This is a genomic window from Buttiauxella sp. JUb87 (genome assembly GCF_004361975.1).
GTDB lineage: Bacteria > Pseudomonadota > Gammaproteobacteria > Enterobacterales > Enterobacteriaceae > Buttiauxella > Buttiauxella ferragutiae.
Genome location: NZ_SNVY01000002.1, coordinates 75,810 through 95,086 on the forward strand (window position 1 = coordinate 75,810; position 19,277 = coordinate 95,086).

Genomic DNA, 19,277 nt, shown 5'->3' on the forward strand with positions numbered 1-19,277 from the left:
AATCAGGGTTATCTGTCACAAGTCTTGAGCATCCAGCCTCTCGAAACGGTACACCTTGTAAGCTAATTCCTCTCTGCCGTCAAACACCTGGGCACCGTTTCAAAGAAAAACTCCACTATGGCGAAAGAAAACACTATAGAACAGGGATAAGTCGCGGAGTAATAAATACCACTAATTCGCGGCGCTGATGGTTTTTAGCATCGTGGCGAAACAGGCTCCCGACGAGTGGGAGCGAGCCGAGAATGGGTACACTATCATTGCTGTCTTTGTTTTGCTGCTGGAAAATCCCACCCAGCGCGAGGGTTTCGCCATCTTTCACCGCCACCACAGTTTCTATCTCTTGCTTGTCTATCGCCAGCACTTCGCCATCAGCCTGCTGAATACTTCGGCCCGGCATATTTTGGCTGATACGTAGCTTCAAACGAATATTGCCATGAGGCTGAATGGTTGGAGTCACTTCCATCCCCAGAACCGCTTCCTTAAATTCAATTGCGGTTGCCCCACTCTCACCGCTAGAAACCTGATAGGGAATTTCAGTCCCTTGTTTAATGCTGGCAGGTTGCTGGTGAGCTGCCATCAAGCGCGGGCTGGCAATAATCTCTAATTGTTGCTGCTGCTCCAGAGCAGATAGCTCCAGTTCCAGCAGCCGGCCATCGATGCGAGCAATATTGAAACCGACTTTAGTCGTGGCGTTTGCGACCGAGAGATCGGCCGAGATTCCCGTAGGCTGGTAAATTTTACTTTCTCCAGTTTGCTCCGCAGCAGACCATTTCACACCCAGCTCGCGCAGCTTGTCCTGATTGATAGTGACAATATGGGCTTCGATTTCCACTTGCCCAATGGGTAAATCCATTTCAGCTATCCAGGCGGTAATCTGTTTCAATACATCCTTATTGTCATGCACAATCAGCCGATTAGTTCGCTTATCTACCGTGACATAGCCCATGGCGCTCATTAATTTCGCGCCAGCCGATTTCAATGCACTGGCTAGCTCTTCAACATCAGCATGATGGGGGGCAAAAACCTGCTGCAACATCGGTTGGTTGAGAGTGAGCTGTTTACGCTGTTCCATTGCTAACGCTTGCTGTTCGCGCTGGCGAGCCTTAGAAAGAATTTGTATGACATTGCCGTCCCGTTGCTGAGTCAGCTCAGCGCTATTGAGCACCAGTTGAAACGCTTGTTTCCACGGCACATTGATTAAATTAAGCGACAGCACACCTTCAACACCAGGTGCAATCAACAGGTTAACTCGTTGGGTTTCAGCCAGCGCCTGCAACACCTGGCTTATCGGCGCATCATCAAGTACCAGCGAAATACCTTTATCGGCCTGGCTGGTGAATGGCAGCACCAGCGTCAGAAGTAATACCCGCATCCATTGCATGTGTTTTTCCTTTTATATCCCAACGGTAAGAAGAGATTGGGCAACCTGGACCAAGTTTGGCGACCACATATCCCTCACCCACGCTTTCAATCTGAGCACCTTCAAAGAGCTCGTTATCTTGCTTGATTCGCCGCCATACACCTTGTGGGCTGAGCATCAAAGCCGTGCTGGTGTTGGTTGAAGTGATAACGCCATTTAACGACCAACTCTCAAGTTGAGTGGCCAAACTTTCACAGAGCGAAATGTGTGGCTGAAAGGGATTTGGAGGTATCGCCCACGCCGGGGAGATAACCAGGAAGACCAACCCGCTAATGCTACGGATCATCGGCAAACTCCATGCCCAGAACCAGATTGAGTAACTCCCCTTGGGCAGTGATGGTGAACGAGTGGTCTGCCACAACACGGTATTCAGCGAGCCATATGAATAATCCTGGCAATTTTTCCCACGGAACCAACATAGTCAGAACAGCGCTTCTCTCTTCCGGCTGCCACTTCACTAATTGCCCGTCCGCTTGTCTGACAAACTCCACCACGGAAAACACTGGCGAATTTGACGACATAACAGGTTGTTCATGTGCAGCCAACTGCCGGATTTTGTGTCTTAACAGTGCCAGTTGTTGACTCGCTTTCATGCTGTTCGCTCGCAACTGTTGAATCTGAGAATGCTGCGGCACTACCAGCAACAGCCATACGGCAAGAATGACCATGCTACTTAAGGTGGTAAAGGTAACGACTCGTACCCAGTGCGCACCACTAAACCAGCGTTCAATCAGCCAGGGCATTGGCTACCTCAGACAGCGTGAGTGTGAAACCGAAGCCAAACCCACCGGGTGTTTCATGCTGAACCGCATCCGTCTGCACTGTCGCCACATCGCCAAGCTGAGCAAGGTCCTTTTCCAGCGTCCGTATATCTTCCAGCTCCATTGCGTGTCCCTTAATCTCAAATCGCCCCTTTTGTAGGGTGAGAGAGGACAACCAGGCTCCGGCAGGCAAGCCGCTCGCCAGACGAAGTAATCGCCGTTCCCATACCTGCACGGCCTGTTGCTGTGCATCGCGAATTTGCTGCAACTGCAGTAATTTTCTGTTCTGTTCCTGCAAACCCAATTGTTGCTGATACAGGGCTTGCAAGGCGGGAAGCGTACTTGCCAGATATGCATTTTGAATCTGCTGCTGGCTTAATTTCCATGCCGATAACTGCCGGGCGCCAGCGGCAAATAAAGGAGCGAGAATGAAAACCGCAGCCAGCAATACACTCCAACGGCATATCCTCTGTTGGCGCAGTGTCTTCCTCCAGGGCAATAAATTTATTAGCCCTTTCATCGGGAAACCTGACCGATTGCCAGCGCTATTGCCACCGTAAATATCCCGCCATGACGTGGCAATGGCGGCTGCAAACGTGAAAGTGCCTCCCAGGCGTCCAAAAGTAATACCCCAGTTGGCAGTGACTGTGGCTGCGCGAAACTCAGTGCCACTCTGTCTGGCGCAGTTTTTAATTGCTGGCATAGCTCGGCAATCGTTGGGATAACATGGGTATCAACCCATCCCCAACGTGGCATGGCTTCAGCAGAGGCCCACAACCAGTGATCCCCTTCGTGATGTACTAAATACTGGCACTTCTCCAAATGACACGGTGCAATGAGCGCTGGCAATGCACTCGCACCGGGAGTTAGCGTTGCCGGATAGAGCCTTATCGCTGCCAGACTTTTTATCAACGCTGCGACATCTGTCTGGCGCGCAGCTATGATCAGATACGGGTCAGTAACATCTTGTGACGCTAAATAATCCCAGCACAATTGAGCCGGTGTCATCTGCAACTGCCGTGCAGTGGCTGATGCGATATACGCTTCACTTGCAGGTTCCGCCAGACGTTTATCAGGCGCAGGAATGGGGCGTTGCAATGTCCGTTGGGTTGGAAAAGAAACGCGTAATTGATGGCGAACCGGCAATTCTTTTCGCCAGTCCAGCAAAGCTTTAGTGAAAGCTTCAGAATTAGTTAATAAACCATCACGAAAGGTGCCTTCGGGCAATGGAAGTTGCCACCAATGCCGAAGCTGCCACCCTTGCCGCTGGCGCTGGACAGCCACAGCACGAATGCTTTCATGTTGAATATCCAGGCCTATTTGCCAGGTCGAGAACATCATGATTACGATCTCCTTATCGCCGTGCGAGGAAAATGCCATACCAATGCCACTGGCTTGCCTTTATACTACCGCGCGGTTGTTTATAAACTGCCCAATGGAAACGTAATGGGAAATCTAAGGTGAAGTTCGTAAAGTATTTATTAATCCTTGCAGTGTGTTGCATTCTGCTGGGAGCAGGCTCGATCTTCGGGCTCTACAAATTTATTGAGCCGCAGTTGCCTGATGTCGCCACGCTTAAAGACGTGCGACTCCAGATCCCAATGCAGGTTTATAGCGCCGATGGTGAGCTAATCGCACAATACGGGGAAAAACGCCGTATCCCGGTTACGCTCCAGCAAATTCCGCCAGTGATGGTGAAAGCGTTTATTGCAACTGAGGACAGCCGTTTCTACGAGCACCACGGTGTTGACCCTGTCGGGATCTTCCGTGCTGCCAGTGTGGCGCTGTTTTCGGGTCACGCTTCTCAAGGTGCGAGTACCATCACGCAGCAGTTGGCACGTAACTTCTTCTTGAGCCCTGAACGCACGCTGATGCGTAAGATAAAAGAAGTGTTCCTGGCGATTCGTATCGAGCAGTTGCTGACTAAAGATGAAATCCTCGAGTTATACCTTAACAAGATTTATCTCGGTTACCGTGCCTATGGTGTCGGTGCGGCAGCACAAGTCTATTTCGGTAAGCCGATTGATCAACTCACACTGAGTGAAATGGCGGTGATTGCCGGCTTGCCAAAAGCACCGTCAACCTTTAACCCGCTTTACTCAATGGATCGTGCCACTTCCCGTCGTAATGTCGTGTTATCGCGTATGTTAAGCGAAAACTATATTACGCAGGCGCAGTATGATGAAGCGCGTAATCAGCCTATTGATGCTAATTATCACGCGCCAGAAATCGCTTTCTCTGCGCCGTATCTTTCAGAGTTGGTGCGCCAGGATATGGTGGCGCGTTATGGTGAAAAAGCCTACGAAGATGGTTTTAAGGTTTACACCACCATCGCGCGCAAAAATCAGCAAGCCGCGCAGCAAGCCGTACGCAATAACGTAATTGCTTACGATATGCGCCATGGTTACCGCGGCCCATCCAATGTGCTGTGGAAAGTGGGCGAAACACCGTGGGATCAAACCAGGATTGTTGATTCGTTAAAGAATCTACCGGTCTACGGCCCAATGTTCCCTGCCGTTATTACCCAGGCAACCCCGACAGAAGCGACAGCGATGATGGCTGACGGCAGCGCCGTTTCCATCAGTATGGAGGGCATGCGCTGGGCGCGTCCTTATCGTTCAGATACCGCACAAGGCCCAACGCCGCGCAAAGTGACGGATGTCGTGCAAGCTGGGCAACAAATCTGGGTGCGTAAGGTTGAAGAGAGTTGGTGGCTTGGGCAAGTCCCGGACGTCAATTCCGCACTGGTTTCTATCAATCCACATGACGGTGCAGTTGTCGCATTGGTGGGTGGTTTTGACTTCAATCAGAGCAAGTTTAACCGCGCCACGCAGGCATTACGCCAGGTTGGCTCCAACATCAAACCGTTCCTTTATACAGCAGCAATGGATAAAGGTCTGACCCTGGCGAGCGTGCTGAACGATGTGCCGATCTCGCGCTGGGATGCCGGTGCCGGTTCCGACTGGCGCCCGAAAAACTCTCCGCCAGAATATGCAGGACCAATCAGGTTGCGTCAGGGGCTTGGCCAATCGAAAAACGTGGTGATGGTGCGTGCGATGCGAGCCATGGGTGTCGATTATGCAGCTGAATACCTGCAACGTTTCGGCTTCCCTGCGCAGAATATTGTGCACACCGAATCTCTGGCCTTAGGTTCAGCCTCGTTCACGCCGATGCAGGTCGCTCGCGGTTATTCTGTGATGGCCAACGGTGGCTTCCTGGTCGACCCGTACTACATCTCAAAAATTGAGACTGAAGTTGGCGGCACTCTTTTTGAAGCCAAACCGAAAGTGGCTTGTGCTGATTGTGATATTCCAGTGATTTACGGTGAAACGCAAAAGTCTAATGTGCTGGAAAATCAGGATGTGGAAGATGTCGCACAATCTCAGGAACAGCAGAACGCCAGCGTGCCAATGCCGAAACTGGAACAAGCGAACAGCGAGTTGGTTGCACAGAGCAGCCCGCCGGAGTACGCACCGCATGTGATTAACACTCCATTGGCATTCCTGATCAAAAGTGCGCTGAACTCCAATATTTATGGCGAACCCGGTTGGCAAGGTACCGGCTGGCGTGCGGGTCGTGATCTAAAGCGTAACGATATTGGCGGCAAAACCGGCACCACGAACAGCTCGAAAGACGCGTGGTTCTCAGGCTACGGGCCTGGTGTGGTGACATCCGTATGGATTGGTTTTGACGATCATCGCCGTGACCTTGGACGAACCTCCGCATCAGGCGCTATTAAAGATCAAATCTCAGGTTATGAAGGTGGGGCGAAGAGTGCTCAACCAGCATGGGATGATTTTATGAAAGCCGCACTGGAAGGCGTACCGGAAGAACCGTTAACCCCACCACCGGGCATCGTCACCGTGAATATTGACCGTTACACCGGGCAATTGGCGAATGGTGGAAGTAGCCGTCCGGAATTCTTTATCGAAGGCACTCAACCGACGCAGCAGGCTGTGCATGAAGTGGGTACCACGATAATTGATAACGGCGAGAGCCACGAGTTGTTCTAAGACGTTGATGCAGCCCGCCTCACTTTGATGCGGGCTGCATTGAGCAGAACTACAAACGCCCCTGCTCTTTCAACCATTCACGCACCAGGAAAAGCGCACTGACATTTCGCGCCTCGCTAAAATCTTCTTCATTAAGCAAATCAAGCAGCGACGCCAGCGGCCAACGGACTTGTGGCAACTCTTCAGGCTCGTCACCTTCCAGCGATTCGGGATAAAGATCCTCAGCAATCACGATATTCATTTTGCTGGAAAAATAGGACGGTGCCATTGTCAGCTTTTTCAAAAACGTCAGCTGATTAGCGCCAAATCCAACCTCTTCTTTGAGTTCGCGATTTGCCGCTTCAAAGACGGTTTCGCCAGGGTCGATTAACCCTTTAGAGAAACCAAGCTCATAGGATTCAGTTCCAACTGCGTATTCACGGATCAAAATCAAATGATTGTCGATGATAGGCACTATCATTACAGCTTCGCGCGCAGACGGGCGCATCCGCTCATAGACGCGGCGCACACCGTTGCTAAATTCCAGGTCCACCGTTTCGACATTAAACAGCCGTGAACGGGCCACGGTTTCAACATGTAAAATGGTCGGTTTTTGTAATGGTTTACTCATTGTGGCTGGGCTAACAGTAAATGCAGGTACTTCATTGTGCGGTATGCCACATATCTCACGCAACGAACATTCGAAATTATTTACATTCCTGTAACTTTACAGTGATTTTTCTCAGTCTCTGCTACATGTCAACGGGCTGCAAATGAAATAGGAATTTGCTGATATTTCTCGCAAAGTCGCTTTGCTAACATTATGTTACAGCACGCTATGCACCAAAAATGTCTCAAGAAAGACGTCATAGCTGCCGATAAAGATGTAGCTTAAAGTCTGTTGGGCAGACGCCCGAATGCTGTAAGGGGTGCAACTTGCTGCGTTTTAATAAAAAAACGAGTGTTTGATGGGGAAAGCATGAGCACCTTATTACTTCTTTTAGCTGCTATGCTGGCCTGCATCTTAATTGCGGGGTGGCTGATTTGGCGCAACCTGCGCTTACGCGCTCGTGTCTCACAAGCACAATCATTTAGTGGCGCGACCTCGCGCAAGCTAACTGCTGATGAACGCGCCGCTGTTGAAAATTACATCGAATCTTTAGCCCGCACGCAGGATATCGTCGGGCCTTCTGGTGCCAGCGCCGCGCCGCCCAAACTGGTGCTCAATGCGTTGAGTAACACCGCGCTTTCGCTCACTCGCGCTATCACCCGCTATGGCTTATCCACCGACGATCCGAATAAGTGGCGTTACTACCTCGATTCTGTAGAGGTACATCTTCCGCCATTCTGGGAACAGTACATTACCAACGATAACTACGTTGAGCTGATTCGAACTGAAACCATGCCGCTGGTGATTTCCCTTAACGGACACACACTTATCGATTACAGCAGCGAAAATTTTGGTTTCGCTCTGGAAAAGAACCCTCACAGCCAGGCGTCGATTCGTGGAGAAGAAAGCGAACAAATAGAACTGCTGAATATCCGCCAGGAAACCCCTGAAGAGTACGCGCTGAGTCGTCCCGACGGATTACGTGAGGCCTTACTCATCTGTGTGGCTTTCATTATGCTGTTTTTGTGTCTGGTGACCCCGTCGGTCGTTTTACCGTGGTTAGTGGGTGGCGCCTTTATGCTGTTGGCCGCGAGCCTGTGGGGTTTATTTGCTCCGCCGGCAAAAAATGCGCTGCGTGAAGTTCACTGCTTACGCGGCACGCCTAAACGCTGGGGGCTATTTGGCGAGTCAAATCAGGAACAGATTAATAATATCTCGTTAGGGATAATCGACCTGATCTATCCAGCTCACTGGCAACCGTATGTTGCTCAGGATCTCGGGCAAAAAACGGATATTGATATTTATCTCGACCGCCATGTCATTCGCCAGGGGCGTTTTCTGTCATTGCATGACGAAGTCCGCAACTTCCCTATCCAACACTGGGTCCGCAACCTGGTGATTGCCATCGGTAGCCTGTTAGTGCTGACGATGCTGACAATCTGGGTACCTTTAGAAATGCCGCTCAAGCTAAGTATCTCCTGGCTGGAAGGCGCGAAAACTATCGAAGCCAAAACGGTGGCTGATCTCGATAAAACAACGCTCCGGGTTGGCGACACGCTGAAAGTAAACGGTACGGGGATGTGTAACGTCCATACGCCAGGAAACTACACCACGCGACAAACTTATCCGTTTACGCCGTTCGACTGTTCACAAATTATCTGGAATACCGCCCAATCTCTGCCGGTGCCGGAATCAGATATTATGGATAAAGCCACGGCGTTAACGCAGGCAGTGAGTGGGCAAATCCATCCGCAGGCCAGCGATGATTCAAAAGTTAACCCGCAGTTACGCAGTGCGATTCAGAAATCAGGCATGGTGTTGCTGGACGATTTCGCCGGTATTGTGCTGAAAACTCAGGCGCTTTGTACCAGTGACGACGAATGTGTACGACTGAAAAATGCGCTGGTAAACCTCGGCAATACCAAAGATTGGGATACGCTGACCAAAAAAGCTGATTCTGGAAGACTCGCTGGCGTGAATGTACTGCTGCGCCCAGTCAGTGCCGAGTCGCTGGATAACCTGGTGACCACCTCTACGGCACCGTTCTTTATCCGTGAAACATCACGCGCGGCGCAGGCTCTGAATAGCCCAGCACCAGGCGGATACGTGATTATTAGTGACGAAGGTAGCGACCTGGTTGAGCAACCGTTGCCGCCCGTTCCGCTATACGATATTCCAGCGCAAGAGCAGTGGTCTGAGTTCCAGCGGCTAGCTGAAATGCTGCTCAAAACGCCATTTAAAGCCGAAGGCATTATTACCGGCATTAGCCAGGATGCGAACGGCACTAAGCATATTACTCTGCACCGAGTCCCGGATAGCAGCGGACTATGGAGTTACATCAGTACCACGCTGTTGCTTATTAGTATGGTTATTTGTCTGCTGGTTAACGGTGTACTGGCTATTCGCCGTTATCGCCGTAATCGCAACCGTCTGGCGCAAATCCAGCAGTACTATGACAACTGCATCAATCCGTCTCTTACCACAATCTCCGCTGTACGCCCGCTGTTCTAAACTTCGCGTGACAGGTTGTGCTAACCTGTCACGCAGTTTTTCTTAATCAGGTCCGAACCTATGCATATTGATATTGCCTGGCAAGAGGTCGATACCGTCTTGCTGGATATGGACGGCACGTTGTTGGATCTCGCTTTCGACAATCACTTCTGGCAGAAACTGGTTCCAGAAACACTCAGTGAACACAGATCGATTCCTTTGGATGAAGCCCATCAGCTGATTCGTCAGGAATATCACGCGGTGCAACATACGCTAAACTGGTACTGTCTGGATTACTGGAGTGAGCGTCTGGGTTTGGATATTTGTGCGATGACCACCGCACAAGGGCCAAATGCGGTGTTACGTGAAGATACCGTCCCGTTCCTTGACGCCCTTAAATCCTGCGGAAAGCGCCGCATTTTGCTGACCAATGCGCATCCGCATAATCTGGCCGTCAAACTTGAACATACCGGTTTAGCTCAGCACCTTGATTTATTACTTTCTACCCACACATTTGGTTATCCGAAAGAAGATCAGCGGTTGTGGCAAGCCGTTACTGAACACACCGGGCTGGAACCTGAGAAAACGCTATTTATAGATGATAGCGAACCAATTCTGGATTCCGCTGCGAAGTTTGGCATTCGCTATTGCCTGGGTGTGACCAATCCCGATTCAGGCCAGCCCGACAAAACCTGGCAACGCCATCCGGCATTGAACGATTATCGCCAACTACTCCCGAAGTTGATGTTTAAGGAGTCGTGATGAAAGAAAAAGCGTCTGAAGGTGTGCGTCTCGACAAATGGCTGTGGGCAGCGCGTTTTTATAAAACCCGTGCCATTGCCCGGGAAATGGTGGAAGGCGGGAAAGTGCATTACAACGGCCAACGCAGCAAGCCGAGTAAAATCATTGAGCTGAATGCCATGCTGACACTCCGCCAGGGTAATGACGAGAAAACCGTCAAAGTGCTGGCCATTACTGAGCAACGTCGTCCGGCCACTGATGCCTCACAGCTTTATGAAGAGACAGCAGAAAGTATCACTAAACGGGAAAAAGTGGCGCTGGCGCGCAAGATGAATGCGCTGACGATGCCACACCCCGACCGACGCCCCGATAAAAAAGAGCGTCGCGATTTGATGAAATTTAAACACGGTGGCAACGAATAGCTGCCATCTTGATGCATGAGAGAAAATTATGGCTCAACACGACCAACTACATCGTTACTTGTTTGAAAACTTCGCCGTGCGCGGTGAACTGGTAACGGTTTCCGATACCTGGCAGCAAATCATGGAACACCATGATTACCCGGCCCCGGTGAAAACTATTCTTGGTGAATTGCTGGTCGCGACCAGCCTGCTGACGGCGACCCTCAAATTTGATGGCGACATTACCGTACAATTGCAGGGTGATGGCCCAATGAACCTTGCCGTCATCAACGGCAACAATAACCAGCAAATGCGTGGTGTTGCGCGTTATAAAGGTGAAATCCCTGCCGATGCAGATTTGAAAACCCTGGTGGGCAATGGCTACCTGGTGATCACCATCACTCCGGCTGAAGGCGAGCGCTATCAAGGTGTGGTTGGGCTGGAAGGCGATACTTTGGCGGCATGCCTGGAAGATTACTTCTTGCGTTCCGAACAGCTCCCAACGCGCCTGTTTATCCGTACCGGCGATGTTGAAGGCAAACCTGTGGCTGGCGGTATGCTGCTGCAAGTGCTGCCAGCTCAAGACGCGCAAGCAGACGACTTCAACCACCTGGCTGCACTGACTGAGACAATTAAGGCTGAAGAGTTACTGACATTGCCAGCCAATGATGTGCTGTGGCGTTTGTATCACGAAGAAGAAGTAACACTTTACGACCCACAAAACGTCGAATTTAAATGTACTTGTTCACGTGAGCGCTGTGCCGATGCGCTGAGAACTCTGCCTGATGAAGAAGTGAACAGCATCATCGCAGACGAAGGTGAAATTGACATGAACTGCGATTATTGCGGCAACCACTATGTGTTCAACTCAATGGACATTGCTGAGATCCGCAACAACGCCTCCCCGGCAGATCCGCAGGTTCATTGATTGTTTTTTGCCCATTTTGGCGTTCTCCTTCTCCTGTGGGCTGTCTCTTGTACACAACTCATCCTGGCTATCTTGTCAGGGTGAGATCTGTAAGCCCTGCTGGTTTTCCGTTCACCCGTGTGTTCAGTTATCTCTTTAATTCCCGCAAACGGTGAACGTATCAAGGGGTTAACGCCAACCCCTTGATAATCCAGGCGCCCGGCAAATCAATCGCCGCTAAAGCGGTAAACACCGTTTTTCACCCAACATTCGGGGTCGTTCGCGATTCGTTCCCGACGATCGCTCTCTCACGTGGTTCCCGACCACGTGACCCCGACTGAAGGGTAAAAAACGGCGCGATTGAAGCCGGGGACAAGGTCAAAACCGTTCTGGCTTTTGACTTTGACCTTGAATTTCTGGTCCGGCTTAAATCGCCTCCATTTTGACTCCAGGTGGCAGGGTCCAGCCGTCGGGAACGGCTGGAGGGCGCGATCGTCTGGAACGAATCGCAACCGACCCTGACACGGAGGCAAAATGGAGGTTTACCGCTTGCGGCGATTTATTTGCCGGGAGTCAGGGTTCTTAGGGTGACGACGGTGGTCACCCTAAGACGTTCACCGGTTCAGTGGCTATATGAAACACTGAACATCGGGTGAACGGAACTGTCTCCCGGCTCACAGAGATGTGACCAAGAGACAGCTCCATCAGGGAGAGGGCCAGGGTGAGGGCATCCAGGCCTAAATCAATTTCAAAGTTTGCACACAAGTGCGCTCTCAGTCACACCTCGTCCGTTAATCGCACTATTTTTTAACATATTCAGAATATTTTCCCCGATGCATTTATATTTCCTGCCATACTCTCACCCCGTTGTGACTCGCTTCACAGCGTTTTCCGCTATATGGATTCGAGTGGATGCTCAAATCTATGATAGGTGTCGCGGTTAACAACCAATAAACAACCCTACAATCTCAAGCAGTACAAATTGGCTAAGGAGCAGTGAAATGCGAGTTAAAGGCATAACCCCGCAAGATCTCAAGGCTTATGGAATTCATGACGCAAGTGAAGTGATTTATAACCCTGATTACGACACCTTGTACCACGAAGAACTAAATCCCAACCTGGAAGGTTTTGAGCGCGGCATAGAAACAAATCTCGGTGCAATTGCTGTTGATACCGGCATTTTTACCGGTCGTTCCCCGAAAGATAAATACATTGTCCGTGATGACACGACGCGCGATACCCTGTGGTGGGCGGATAATGGTAAGGGTAAAAACGATAATAAACCGCTCAGCGAAGAAACCTGGCACCATCTGAAAGACCTGGTCACCAACCAACTGTCTGGAAAACGCCTGTTTATTATTGATGCTTTCTGCGGTGCAAACGCAGATACCCGTCTTTCAGTGCGTTTTATTACCGAAGTGGCCTGGCAGGCTCATTTCGTTAAAAACATGTTCATCCGTCCTACAGACGAAGAATTAGCCACCTTTGAAGCTGATTTTGTGGTGATGAACGGTGCAAAATGCACTAACCCACAATGGCAAGAACAGGGTCTGAACTCTGAAAACTTCATCGCTTTTAACCTTACCGAACGCGTGCAACTGATTGGCGGGACCTGGTACGGCGGCGAAATGAAGAAAGGTATGTTCTCGATCATGAACTACCTGCTGCCGTTGAAAGGCATAGCCTCAATGCACTGCTCAGCAAACGTCGGCGAAGAAGGCGATGTAGCTGTGTTCTTTGGTCTGTCTGGCACCGGTAAAACTACGCTTTCTACCGATCCAAAACGTCGCCTGATTGGCGATGATGAACATGGCTGGGACGATGACGGCGTGTTCAATTTCGAAGGCGGCTGCTACGCAAAAACCATTCGTTTATCCAAAGAAGCAGAACCGGAAATCTTTAATGCGATTCGCCGTGATGCGCTGCTGGAAAACGTCACCGTGCGTGACGATGGTTCTATCGACTTTGATGACGGTTCTAAAACCGAAAACACCCGTGTTTCCTACCCGATTTACCATATCGATAACATCGTTAAACCGGTTTCTAAAGCGGGCCACGCCAACAAAGTTATCTTCCTGACCGCTGATGCCTTTGGCGTTCTGCCTCCGGTTTCACGCCTGACGGCAAATCAAACTCAGTACCACTTCCTGTCTGGCTTTACTGCCAAACTGGCCGGTACAGAGCGCGGTGTCACAGAGCCTACACCAACGTTCTCCGCTTGTTTCGGTGCTGCATTCTTGTCTTTGCACCCGACTCAATACGCAGAAGTACTGGTCAAACGCATGCAGGCCGCAGGCGCTCAGGCTTATCTGGTTAATACCGGCTGGAACGGCACAGGCAAACGTATCTCCATCAAAGACACGCGCGCGATTATTGATGCGATTCTGGATGGTTCTCTGGACGACACTGAAACCTTCACGCTACCAATCTTTGGCCTTGCGGTTCCAACTGCGCTGCCAGGTGTTGATACCCACATTCTGGACCCACGTAAAACCTACGCATCCCCAGAATTGTGGCAGGAAAAATCTGAGCAACTGGCTAAGTTGTTTATCGAGAACTTTGATAAATACACTGACACTCCAGCAGGTGCAGCACTGGTGAGTGCAGGGCCGAAGCTGTAATTCGCACTGTAATTGATAGTAAAAAGCCCTCTCAATCTCTCTGAGAGGGCTTTTTTTATTCCCGCTCGTTATTGAGAGGCTGAGGAGATTTATTCATCGGCAACGGCAAATAAGCCTTTATCCGCAAACCACCGCGTTCGCTAACGCCGATGTCCAGCAAGCCGTTATGGTTGTCGATAATACGTTGCACAATCGCCAACCCTAAACCGGTACCGCTGGTGCTGCGAGCACTGTCGCCGCGCACAAATGGCTGGAACAGATGCTTGAGCTGGTCAGGTTTAATCCCTGGGCCGTCGTCCTCTACCTGGAACCAGGCACGGTTTAACTCACCGCCACTGCTGACTTTAATCCAGCCATTACCGTAACGCGCGGCATTAACCACCATATTGGCGGCAGCACGTTTAATGGACAACGGATGGATATTCACCAGCAATTCGCCTGCTTGCAGATCGGTGTCGATTTCCCGCTCGTAACCACTTTCCGCGGCCACCACTTCACCCAACACACTGTTGAGATCGGCAGTCTCCAGCGGCATCTCTTGCCCGGTACGCAGGTAATCGATGAACTGCTCGATTATCGCATTACACTCTTCGATATCTTTGTTAATCGACTCGGAGAGATAGCCATCTTCCTCACTCATCATTTCTGTTGCCAGACGAATACGAGTGAGCGGCGTACGTAAATCGTGGCTGACGCCCGCCATTAACAGCGTGCGGTCATCGGCGAGCTGCTTCACACCGGCGGCCATATGGTTAAACGCCCGGGTAACTGAGCGCACCTCTGACGCGCCATATTCACGCAACGGCGGCGGAATAATACCTTTACCGACCTGCAAAGCGGCGTGTTCCAGGTCAACCAAGGGTCGGTTCTGGATACGGATAAACAGCCACGCACCACCAATCGCCAACAGCATTATCGCCAGCGTATAGCGGAACAACGGTGAGAAGTCGCCCTGATGGATTTCAGTCAGTGGTACACGGACCCAGATATTCGGCGACAGCCACGTCTTCAGCCAGACAACCGGCGAGCTCTTGTTAACCTCAACGCGCACTTCGGTTGGGCCACCCAATTGCTGTGCCATTTGATGACTGAGGAATTCGTAATGCTGCGCCCAGCGCAAACCCGCGTCTTCCGCCGCTTCATTGGAATAGAGAGAGATTCCCAACTCACGATAGATTTCACGCCGAAAAGCAGGCGGAACCACCAGTTGCGTACCATCTTCGAGTTGCAGTTTATCGGTCATCAGCATACGAACTTCGTAAGCCAGTACCTTATTAAACTGTTGCAAGCTCGGCAGAATGGCAAAGTTCAACACCACAAGGTAGGTCGTCACCAGGCTGACGAACAGCAAGGTGACAATCAGTAATAACGTGCGGGCAAACGAGCTTCTGGGGGAGAAGCGGACTCGCCTCATGCCTTGGAACCGTCCGGCACAAATACGTAGCCCAGGCCCCAAACGGTCTGGATATAGCGTGGATGTGCAGGATCTTCTTCGACCATGCGACGCAGACGAGAAATCTGCACATCAATTGAGCGTTCCATCGCACTGTATTCACGGCCACGGGCCAGGTTCATCAGTTTATCGCGTGATAACGGTTCGCGCGGATGGCTGACCAACGCTTTCAGAACCGCGAACTCGCCGCTGGTTAATGGCATAGGTTCGTCTTCACGGAACATCTCACGGGTGCCGAGGTTCAGTTTAAACTTACCAAAGGCGATAACCGCTTCTTCCTGAGAAGGTGCACCAGGCAGCTCATTAGCCTGACGGCGCAGAACAGCACGGATACGTGCTAACAGTTCACGCGGGTTAAACGGTTTTGGAATGTAGTCATCAGCGCCAATTTCCAGGCCAACGATGCGGTCAACTTCTTCGCCTTTCGCGGTCACCATGATGATTGGCATTGGGTTGCTTTGGCTGCGCAGACGGCGGCAGATAGACAAACCATCTTCGCCTGGCAACATCAGATCAAGGACCATCAAATGGAAGGATTCACGGGTTAGCAGGCGATCCATCTGTTCTGCGTTAGCAACGCTACGGACCTGGAAGCCTTGTTCGGTGAGGTAACGTTCCAGCAGCGCACGCAGGCGCATGTCGTCATCCACGACCAGAATCTTATAATTCTCTTGCATTCTTATACTCCCAAAGGCTCGAACAGTGAGTGCGTATTCTTAAAAAACTGCGGCGTTACGACCAGTCAATTCTGGTATATATTCTAGTCGAAATTGTTACAAAGCATATTAAACAGATGGTTATAGGCACTTTTTCAGCAAAAATAATGACGTAGTTCGCAGATCTCCGGGATTGCCATCACCCTGATAATTCGGTTTAAATCACCTTTATTGTGCTACCCATTCAAGGCTTGATAATGAAAACGCCACTGATTACCCGTGAAGGCTACGAAAAGCTCAAACAAGAAAAGGACACTTTGTGGCGTGAGGAGCGTCCTGAGGTGACAAAAAAGGTTACCTGGGCGGCAAGTCTGGGCGATCGCAGTGAAAATGCCGACTACCAGTACAACAAAAAAAGGCTGCGAGAAATAGATCGTAGAGTGCGATATCTCACGAAATGCCTCGAACAGCTGAAAATTGTCGACTATTCGCCGCAACAAGAAGGCAAAGTGTTCTTTGGCGCGTGGGTAGAGGTTGAAAATGATGACGGCAACCAGCTGCGTTTTCGCATCGTCGGTTATGACGAAATCTTTGGTCGCAGAGATTACATCTCGATTGATTCCCCGATGGCACGTGCGCTACTGAAAAAAGAAGTGGGCGATCTGGCGGTGGTACAAACTCCGGCAGGTGAAGCCCAGTGGTACATCAATGATATCGAGTATGTGAAATAGGCCACAGGCCAGCAACAGAACAGTCTGATTCATCACCTCTCGGGCGCTGTGGCTGGCATTTTTACCCTCCAATCCGTATAACTATCCCCTGAAATTTCGACTAACACAGATGAAAAACCATGATGAATGATTCACTCTGCCGCATTATTGCCAGCGAGCTAAAGGCCAGAAATGAACAGGTTGATGCTGCCGTTCGCCTGCTGGACGAAGGGAATACCGTGCCGTTTATTGCACGTTATCGTAAGGAAGTTACCGGCGGTCTGGATGACACGCAACTGCGTCAGTTAGAAACCCGTCTGAGTTATCTGCGCGAATTAGAAGACCGCCGCCAGGCGATCCTCAAATCCATTACCGAACAAGGCAAATTGAGTGACGAACTCGCCGCGGCCATTAACGGCACGCTGAGCAAAACCGAGCTTGAAGATCTCTATTTGCCGTATAAGCAAAAACGCCGCACGCGCGGGCAAATTGCTATCGAAGCAGGGCTTGAGCCACTGGCCGAGCTGCTTTGGAATGACCCGTCACACACACCTGAAGAAGCCGCAGCAAGTTACATTGATGCCGATAAAGGTGTCGCTGATACCAAAGCCGCACTGGATGGCGCACGCTATATCTTGATGGAGCGTTTTGCCGAAGATGCCGCGCTGCTGGCAAAAGTGCGTAACTACCTGTGGAAGAACGCCCATCTTGTTGCCACCGTGGTGGCAGGCAAAGAAGAGGAAGGTGCAAAATTCCGTGATTATTTCGACCATCACGAACCGATTGCCACCGCCCCGTCCCACCGTGCACTCGCCATGTTCCGTGGCCGCAATGAAGGCATTTTGCAGCTGGCGCTGAATGCCGATCCACAGCACGACGAGCCACCGCGTGAAAGCTACTGCGAACAGCTGATTATCGACCATCTGGGCCTGCGCCTGAACAATGCTCCGGCAGACGCCTGGCGCCGTGCCGTGGTGAGCTGGACCTGGCGTATCAAAGTACTGATGCACCTTGAAACCGAGCTGATGGGCACCGTGCGCGAACGCGCCGAAGATGAAGCGATTAACGTTTTTGCCCGTAACCTCCACGACTTGTTGATGGCGGCTCCAGCTGGCTTACGCGCCACCATGGGTCTGGATCCGGGCTTGCGTACCGGTGTGAAAGTCGCGGTGGTTGATTCCACCGGCAAGCTAGTCGCCTTCGATACCATCTATCCCCATACCGGGCAAACGGCGAAAGCCGCGGTTGCCGTTGCGGCTTTGTGTGAGAAACACAACGTTGAACTGGTGGCTATCGGCAACGGTACCGCATCGCGTGAAACCGAGCGTTTCTTCCTCGACGTGCAAGAGCAGTTCCCGAAAGTCACCGCGCAGAAAGTAATTGTCAGTGAAGCTGGCGCTTCGGTGTACTCAGCTTCTGAGCTGGCAGCACTGGAATTCCCGGATCTTGACGTTTCGATTCGTGGCGCAGTATCCATTGCCCGTCGCCTGCAAGACCCGCTTGCGGAGCTAGTGAAAATCGACCCGAAATCTATCGGCGTCGGCCAGTATCAGCACGATGTCAGCCAGTCGCAGCTGGCGAAGAAGCTGGATGCGGTAGTCGAAGACTGCGTGAACGCCGTCGGTGTGGATCTGAACACTGCCTCGGTGCCGCTATTAACTCGCGTGGCCGGCTTAACGCGCATGATGGCGCAGAACATCGTTAACTGGCGCGACGAAAATGGCCGCTTCCAGAACCGTCAGCAGTTGCTGAAAGTCAGCCGTTTAGGGCCGAAAGCGTTTGAACAGTGCGCGGGCTTCCTGCGCATTAACCACGGCGACAACCCGCTGGATGCCTCAACCGTTCACCCGGAAGCCTACCCGATTGTGGAACGTATTCTGGCGGCGACCGAACAGGCGCTACAGGATTTAATGGGTAACGGTGAAGCGTTACGCGGCCTTAGCGCCCGTGAATTTACCGACGAGCGTTTCGGTGTGCCAACGGTGACTGACATCATCAAAGAGCTGGAAAAACCAGGCCGTGACCCGCGTCCAGAATTCAAAACCGCGAAATTTGCCGATGGCGTCGAAACCATGAACGACCTTCAGCCTGGCATGGTGCTGGAAGGTGCCGTCACCAACGTGACTAACTTCGGTGCGTTTGTTGATATCGGCGTCCATCAGGACGGTTTAGTTCACATCTCCTCGCTCTCCGACAAGTTCATCGACGACCCGCATAAAGTGGTGAAAGCCGGTGATATCGTCAAAGTGAAAGTGATGGAAGTGGATATGTCGCGCAAACGTATCGCGCTGACGATGCGCCTTGATGAGCAGCCTGGCGAATCCAACCGCCGTGGCAGTGCACCACGCGAGCAAAACGAACGCCGTCCGGCACAACAGCAGAAACCTCGCGGGCGTGATAACGCCAGCAGCAGTGCGGGCAACAGTGCGATGAGTGATGCGCTGGCAGCGGCATTGGGTAAAAAGCGTTAATCGTTAGCCATTTTTCCGCCCTCTCCGGCTCGTCCTGTCTCTTA

General features: G+C 51.4%; 16 protein-coding genes. 8 read left to right on the forward strand and 8 right to left on the reverse strand.

Annotation, left to right across the window (positions count from 1 at the left end):
• Positions 1 to 133: 133 nt before the first annotated feature.
• The 5 genes from pilQ to EC843_RS08790 form a co-directional block, all read right to left on the reverse strand.
• On the reverse strand, positions 134 to 1,381 hold the full coding sequence (gene pilQ, locus EC843_RS08770) for a type IV pilus secretin PilQ (RefSeq protein WP_074388510.1): 1,248 nt from the start codon (positions 1,379 to 1,381) through the stop codon (positions 134 to 136).
• Positions 1,320 to 1,706: a HofP DNA utilization family protein gene (locus EC843_RS08775; protein ID WP_064542833.1), complete on the reverse strand. Its 387-nt coding sequence runs from the start codon at positions 1,704 to 1,706 to the stop codon at positions 1,320 to 1,322. The genes pilQ and EC843_RS08775 overlap by 62 nt, the downstream gene beginning before the upstream one ends.
• Positions 1,696 to 2,163 (reverse strand): hypothetical protein, encoded by a 468-nt coding sequence (locus tag EC843_RS08780; protein WP_064542830.1) that lies wholly within the window; start codon positions 2,161 to 2,163, stop codon positions 1,696 to 1,698. Before EC843_RS08780 ends, EC843_RS08775 begins: the two co-directional genes overlap by 11 nt.
• Positions 2,147 to 2,629, reverse strand: a complete 483-nt coding sequence (locus tag EC843_RS08785; protein WP_133522099.1) for a PilN domain-containing protein — start codon at positions 2,627 to 2,629, stop codon at positions 2,147 to 2,149. The genes EC843_RS08780 and EC843_RS08785 overlap by 17 nt, the downstream gene beginning before the upstream one ends.
• 68 nt (positions 2,630 to 2,697) lie before the next feature.
• Complete coding sequence (locus EC843_RS08790) at positions 2,698 to 3,522, reverse strand: pilus assembly protein (protein WP_133522100.1); 825 nt, start codon at positions 3,520 to 3,522, stop codon at positions 2,698 to 2,700.
• Between the two features lie 119 nt (positions 3,523 to 3,641).
• Here EC843_RS08790 and mrcA point away from each other — a divergent pair, with 119 nt between their 5' ends.
• Positions 3,642 to 6,194 (forward strand): peptidoglycan glycosyltransferase/peptidoglycan DD-transpeptidase MrcA, encoded by a 2,553-nt coding sequence (mrcA, locus tag EC843_RS08795; RefSeq protein ID WP_064542821.1) that lies wholly within the window; start codon positions 3,642 to 3,644, stop codon positions 6,192 to 6,194.
• Between the two features lie 49 nt (positions 6,195 to 6,243).
• On the opposite strand, the gene nudE is transcribed toward mrcA, so the two are convergent.
• On the reverse strand, positions 6,244 to 6,804 hold the full coding sequence (nudE, locus tag EC843_RS08800; RefSeq protein ID WP_064542818.1) for an ADP compounds hydrolase NudE: 561 nt from the start codon (positions 6,802 to 6,804) through the stop codon (positions 6,244 to 6,246).
• A 348-nt stretch (positions 6,805 to 7,152) separates the two neighbouring features.
• Between nudE and EC843_RS08805 the strand changes: the two genes are divergently transcribed.
• The 5 genes from EC843_RS08805 (at position 7,153) to pckA (ending at position 13,943) form a co-directional block, all read left to right on the forward strand.
• On the forward strand, positions 7,153 to 9,294 hold the full coding sequence (locus tag EC843_RS08805) for an intracellular growth attenuator family protein (RefSeq protein ID WP_121814756.1): 2,142 nt from the start codon (positions 7,153 to 7,155) through the stop codon (positions 9,292 to 9,294).
• Positions 9,295 to 9,354: 60 nt separating this feature from the next.
• Positions 9,355 to 10,035, forward strand: a complete 681-nt coding sequence (yrfG, locus tag EC843_RS08810; RefSeq protein WP_121814755.1) for a GMP/IMP nucleotidase — start codon at positions 9,355 to 9,357, stop codon at positions 10,033 to 10,035.
• Positions 10,035 to 10,436, forward strand: coding sequence for a ribosome-associated heat shock protein Hsp15 (gene hslR / locus EC843_RS08815; RefSeq protein ID WP_133522101.1), 402 nt, complete (start codon positions 10,035 to 10,037; stop codon positions 10,434 to 10,436). The genes yrfG and hslR overlap by 1 nt, the downstream gene beginning before the upstream one ends.
• 28 nt (positions 10,437 to 10,464) lie before the next feature.
• Entirely contained in the window at positions 10,465 to 11,343 is an 879-nt protein-coding gene (gene hslO, locus EC843_RS08820; protein ID WP_064542806.1) for an Hsp33 family molecular chaperone HslO, read from the forward strand.
• Positions 11,344 to 12,323: 980 nt separating this feature from the next.
• On the forward strand, positions 12,324 to 13,943 hold the full coding sequence (gene pckA, locus EC843_RS08825) for a phosphoenolpyruvate carboxykinase (ATP) (protein ID WP_064542797.1): 1,620 nt from the start codon (positions 12,324 to 12,326) through the stop codon (positions 13,941 to 13,943).
• Positions 13,944 to 13,998: 55 nt separating this feature from the next.
• Here pckA and envZ read toward each other — a convergent pair whose 3' ends face one another.
• Both envZ and ompR read right to left on the reverse strand, forming a co-directional pair.
• A complete protein-coding gene (gene envZ / locus EC843_RS08830) occupies positions 13,999 to 15,357 on the reverse strand; it encodes a two-component system sensor histidine kinase EnvZ (RefSeq protein ID WP_064542794.1) in 1,359 nt (452 codons plus the stop codon).
• Complete coding sequence (gene ompR / locus EC843_RS08835; RefSeq protein WP_001157751.1) at positions 15,354 to 16,073, reverse strand: two-component system response regulator OmpR; 720 nt, start codon at positions 16,071 to 16,073, stop codon at positions 15,354 to 15,356. Before ompR ends, envZ begins: the two co-directional genes overlap by 4 nt.
• Before the next feature lie 236 nt (positions 16,074 to 16,309).
• On the opposite strand from ompR, the gene greB reads away from it, so the two are divergent.
• On the forward strand, positions 16,310 to 16,783 hold the full coding sequence (greB, locus tag EC843_RS08840; RefSeq protein WP_064542790.1) for a transcription elongation factor GreB: 474 nt from the start codon (positions 16,310 to 16,312) through the stop codon (positions 16,781 to 16,783).
• Between the two features lie 119 nt (positions 16,784 to 16,902).
• Positions 16,903 to 19,233 (forward strand): Tex family protein, encoded by a 2,331-nt coding sequence (locus EC843_RS08845; protein WP_064542787.1) that lies wholly within the window; start codon positions 16,903 to 16,905, stop codon positions 19,231 to 19,233.
• Positions 19,234 to 19,277: the final 44 nt, after the last annotated feature.

What these genes read in the sequence shown, in the direction of transcription:
- hslO (WP_064542806.1), top strand. Translation starts at nt 10,465, where the DNA reads ATGGCTCAACACGACCAACTACATCGTTACTTGTTTGAAAACTTCGCC.
- EC843_RS08780 (WP_064542830.1), bottom strand. Translation starts at nt 2,163, where the DNA reads ATGCCCTGGCTGATTGAACGCTGGTTTAGTGGTGCGCACTGGGTACGA.
- greB (WP_064542790.1), top strand. Translation starts at nt 16,310, where the DNA reads ATGAAAACGCCACTGATTACCCGTGAAGGCTACGAAAAGCTCAAACAA.
- envZ (WP_064542794.1), bottom strand. Translation starts at nt 15,357, where the DNA reads ATGAGGCGAGTCCGCTTCTCCCCCAGAAGCTCGTTTGCCCGCACGTTA.
- yrfG (WP_121814755.1), top strand. Translation starts at nt 9,355, where the DNA reads ATGCATATTGATATTGCCTGGCAAGAGGTCGATACCGTCTTGCTGGAT.
- EC843_RS08845 (WP_064542787.1), top strand. Translation starts at nt 16,903, where the DNA reads ATGATGAATGATTCACTCTGCCGCATTATTGCCAGCGAGCTAAAGGCC.
- pilQ (WP_074388510.1), bottom strand. Translation starts at nt 1,381, where the DNA reads ATGCAATGGATGCGGGTATTACTTCTGACGCTGGTGCTGCCATTCACC.
- EC843_RS08775 (WP_064542833.1), bottom strand. Translation starts at nt 1,706, where the DNA reads ATGATCCGTAGCATTAGCGGGTTGGTCTTCCTGGTTATCTCCCCGGCG.
- EC843_RS08805 (WP_121814756.1), top strand. Translation starts at nt 7,153, where the DNA reads ATGAGCACCTTATTACTTCTTTTAGCTGCTATGCTGGCCTGCATCTTA.
- EC843_RS08790 (WP_133522100.1), bottom strand. Translation starts at nt 3,522, where the DNA reads ATGATGTTCTCGACCTGGCAAATAGGCCTGGATATTCAACATGAAAGC.
- pckA (WP_064542797.1), top strand. Translation starts at nt 12,324, where the DNA reads ATGCGAGTTAAAGGCATAACCCCGCAAGATCTCAAGGCTTATGGAATT.
- nudE (WP_064542818.1), bottom strand. Translation starts at nt 6,804, where the DNA reads ATGAGTAAACCATTACAAAAACCGACCATTTTACATGTTGAAACCGTG.
- hslR (WP_133522101.1), top strand. Translation starts at nt 10,035, where the DNA reads ATGAAAGAAAAAGCGTCTGAAGGTGTGCGTCTCGACAAATGGCTGTGG.
- ompR (WP_001157751.1), bottom strand. Translation starts at nt 16,073, where the DNA reads ATGCAAGAGAATTATAAGATTCTGGTCGTGGATGACGACATGCGCCTG.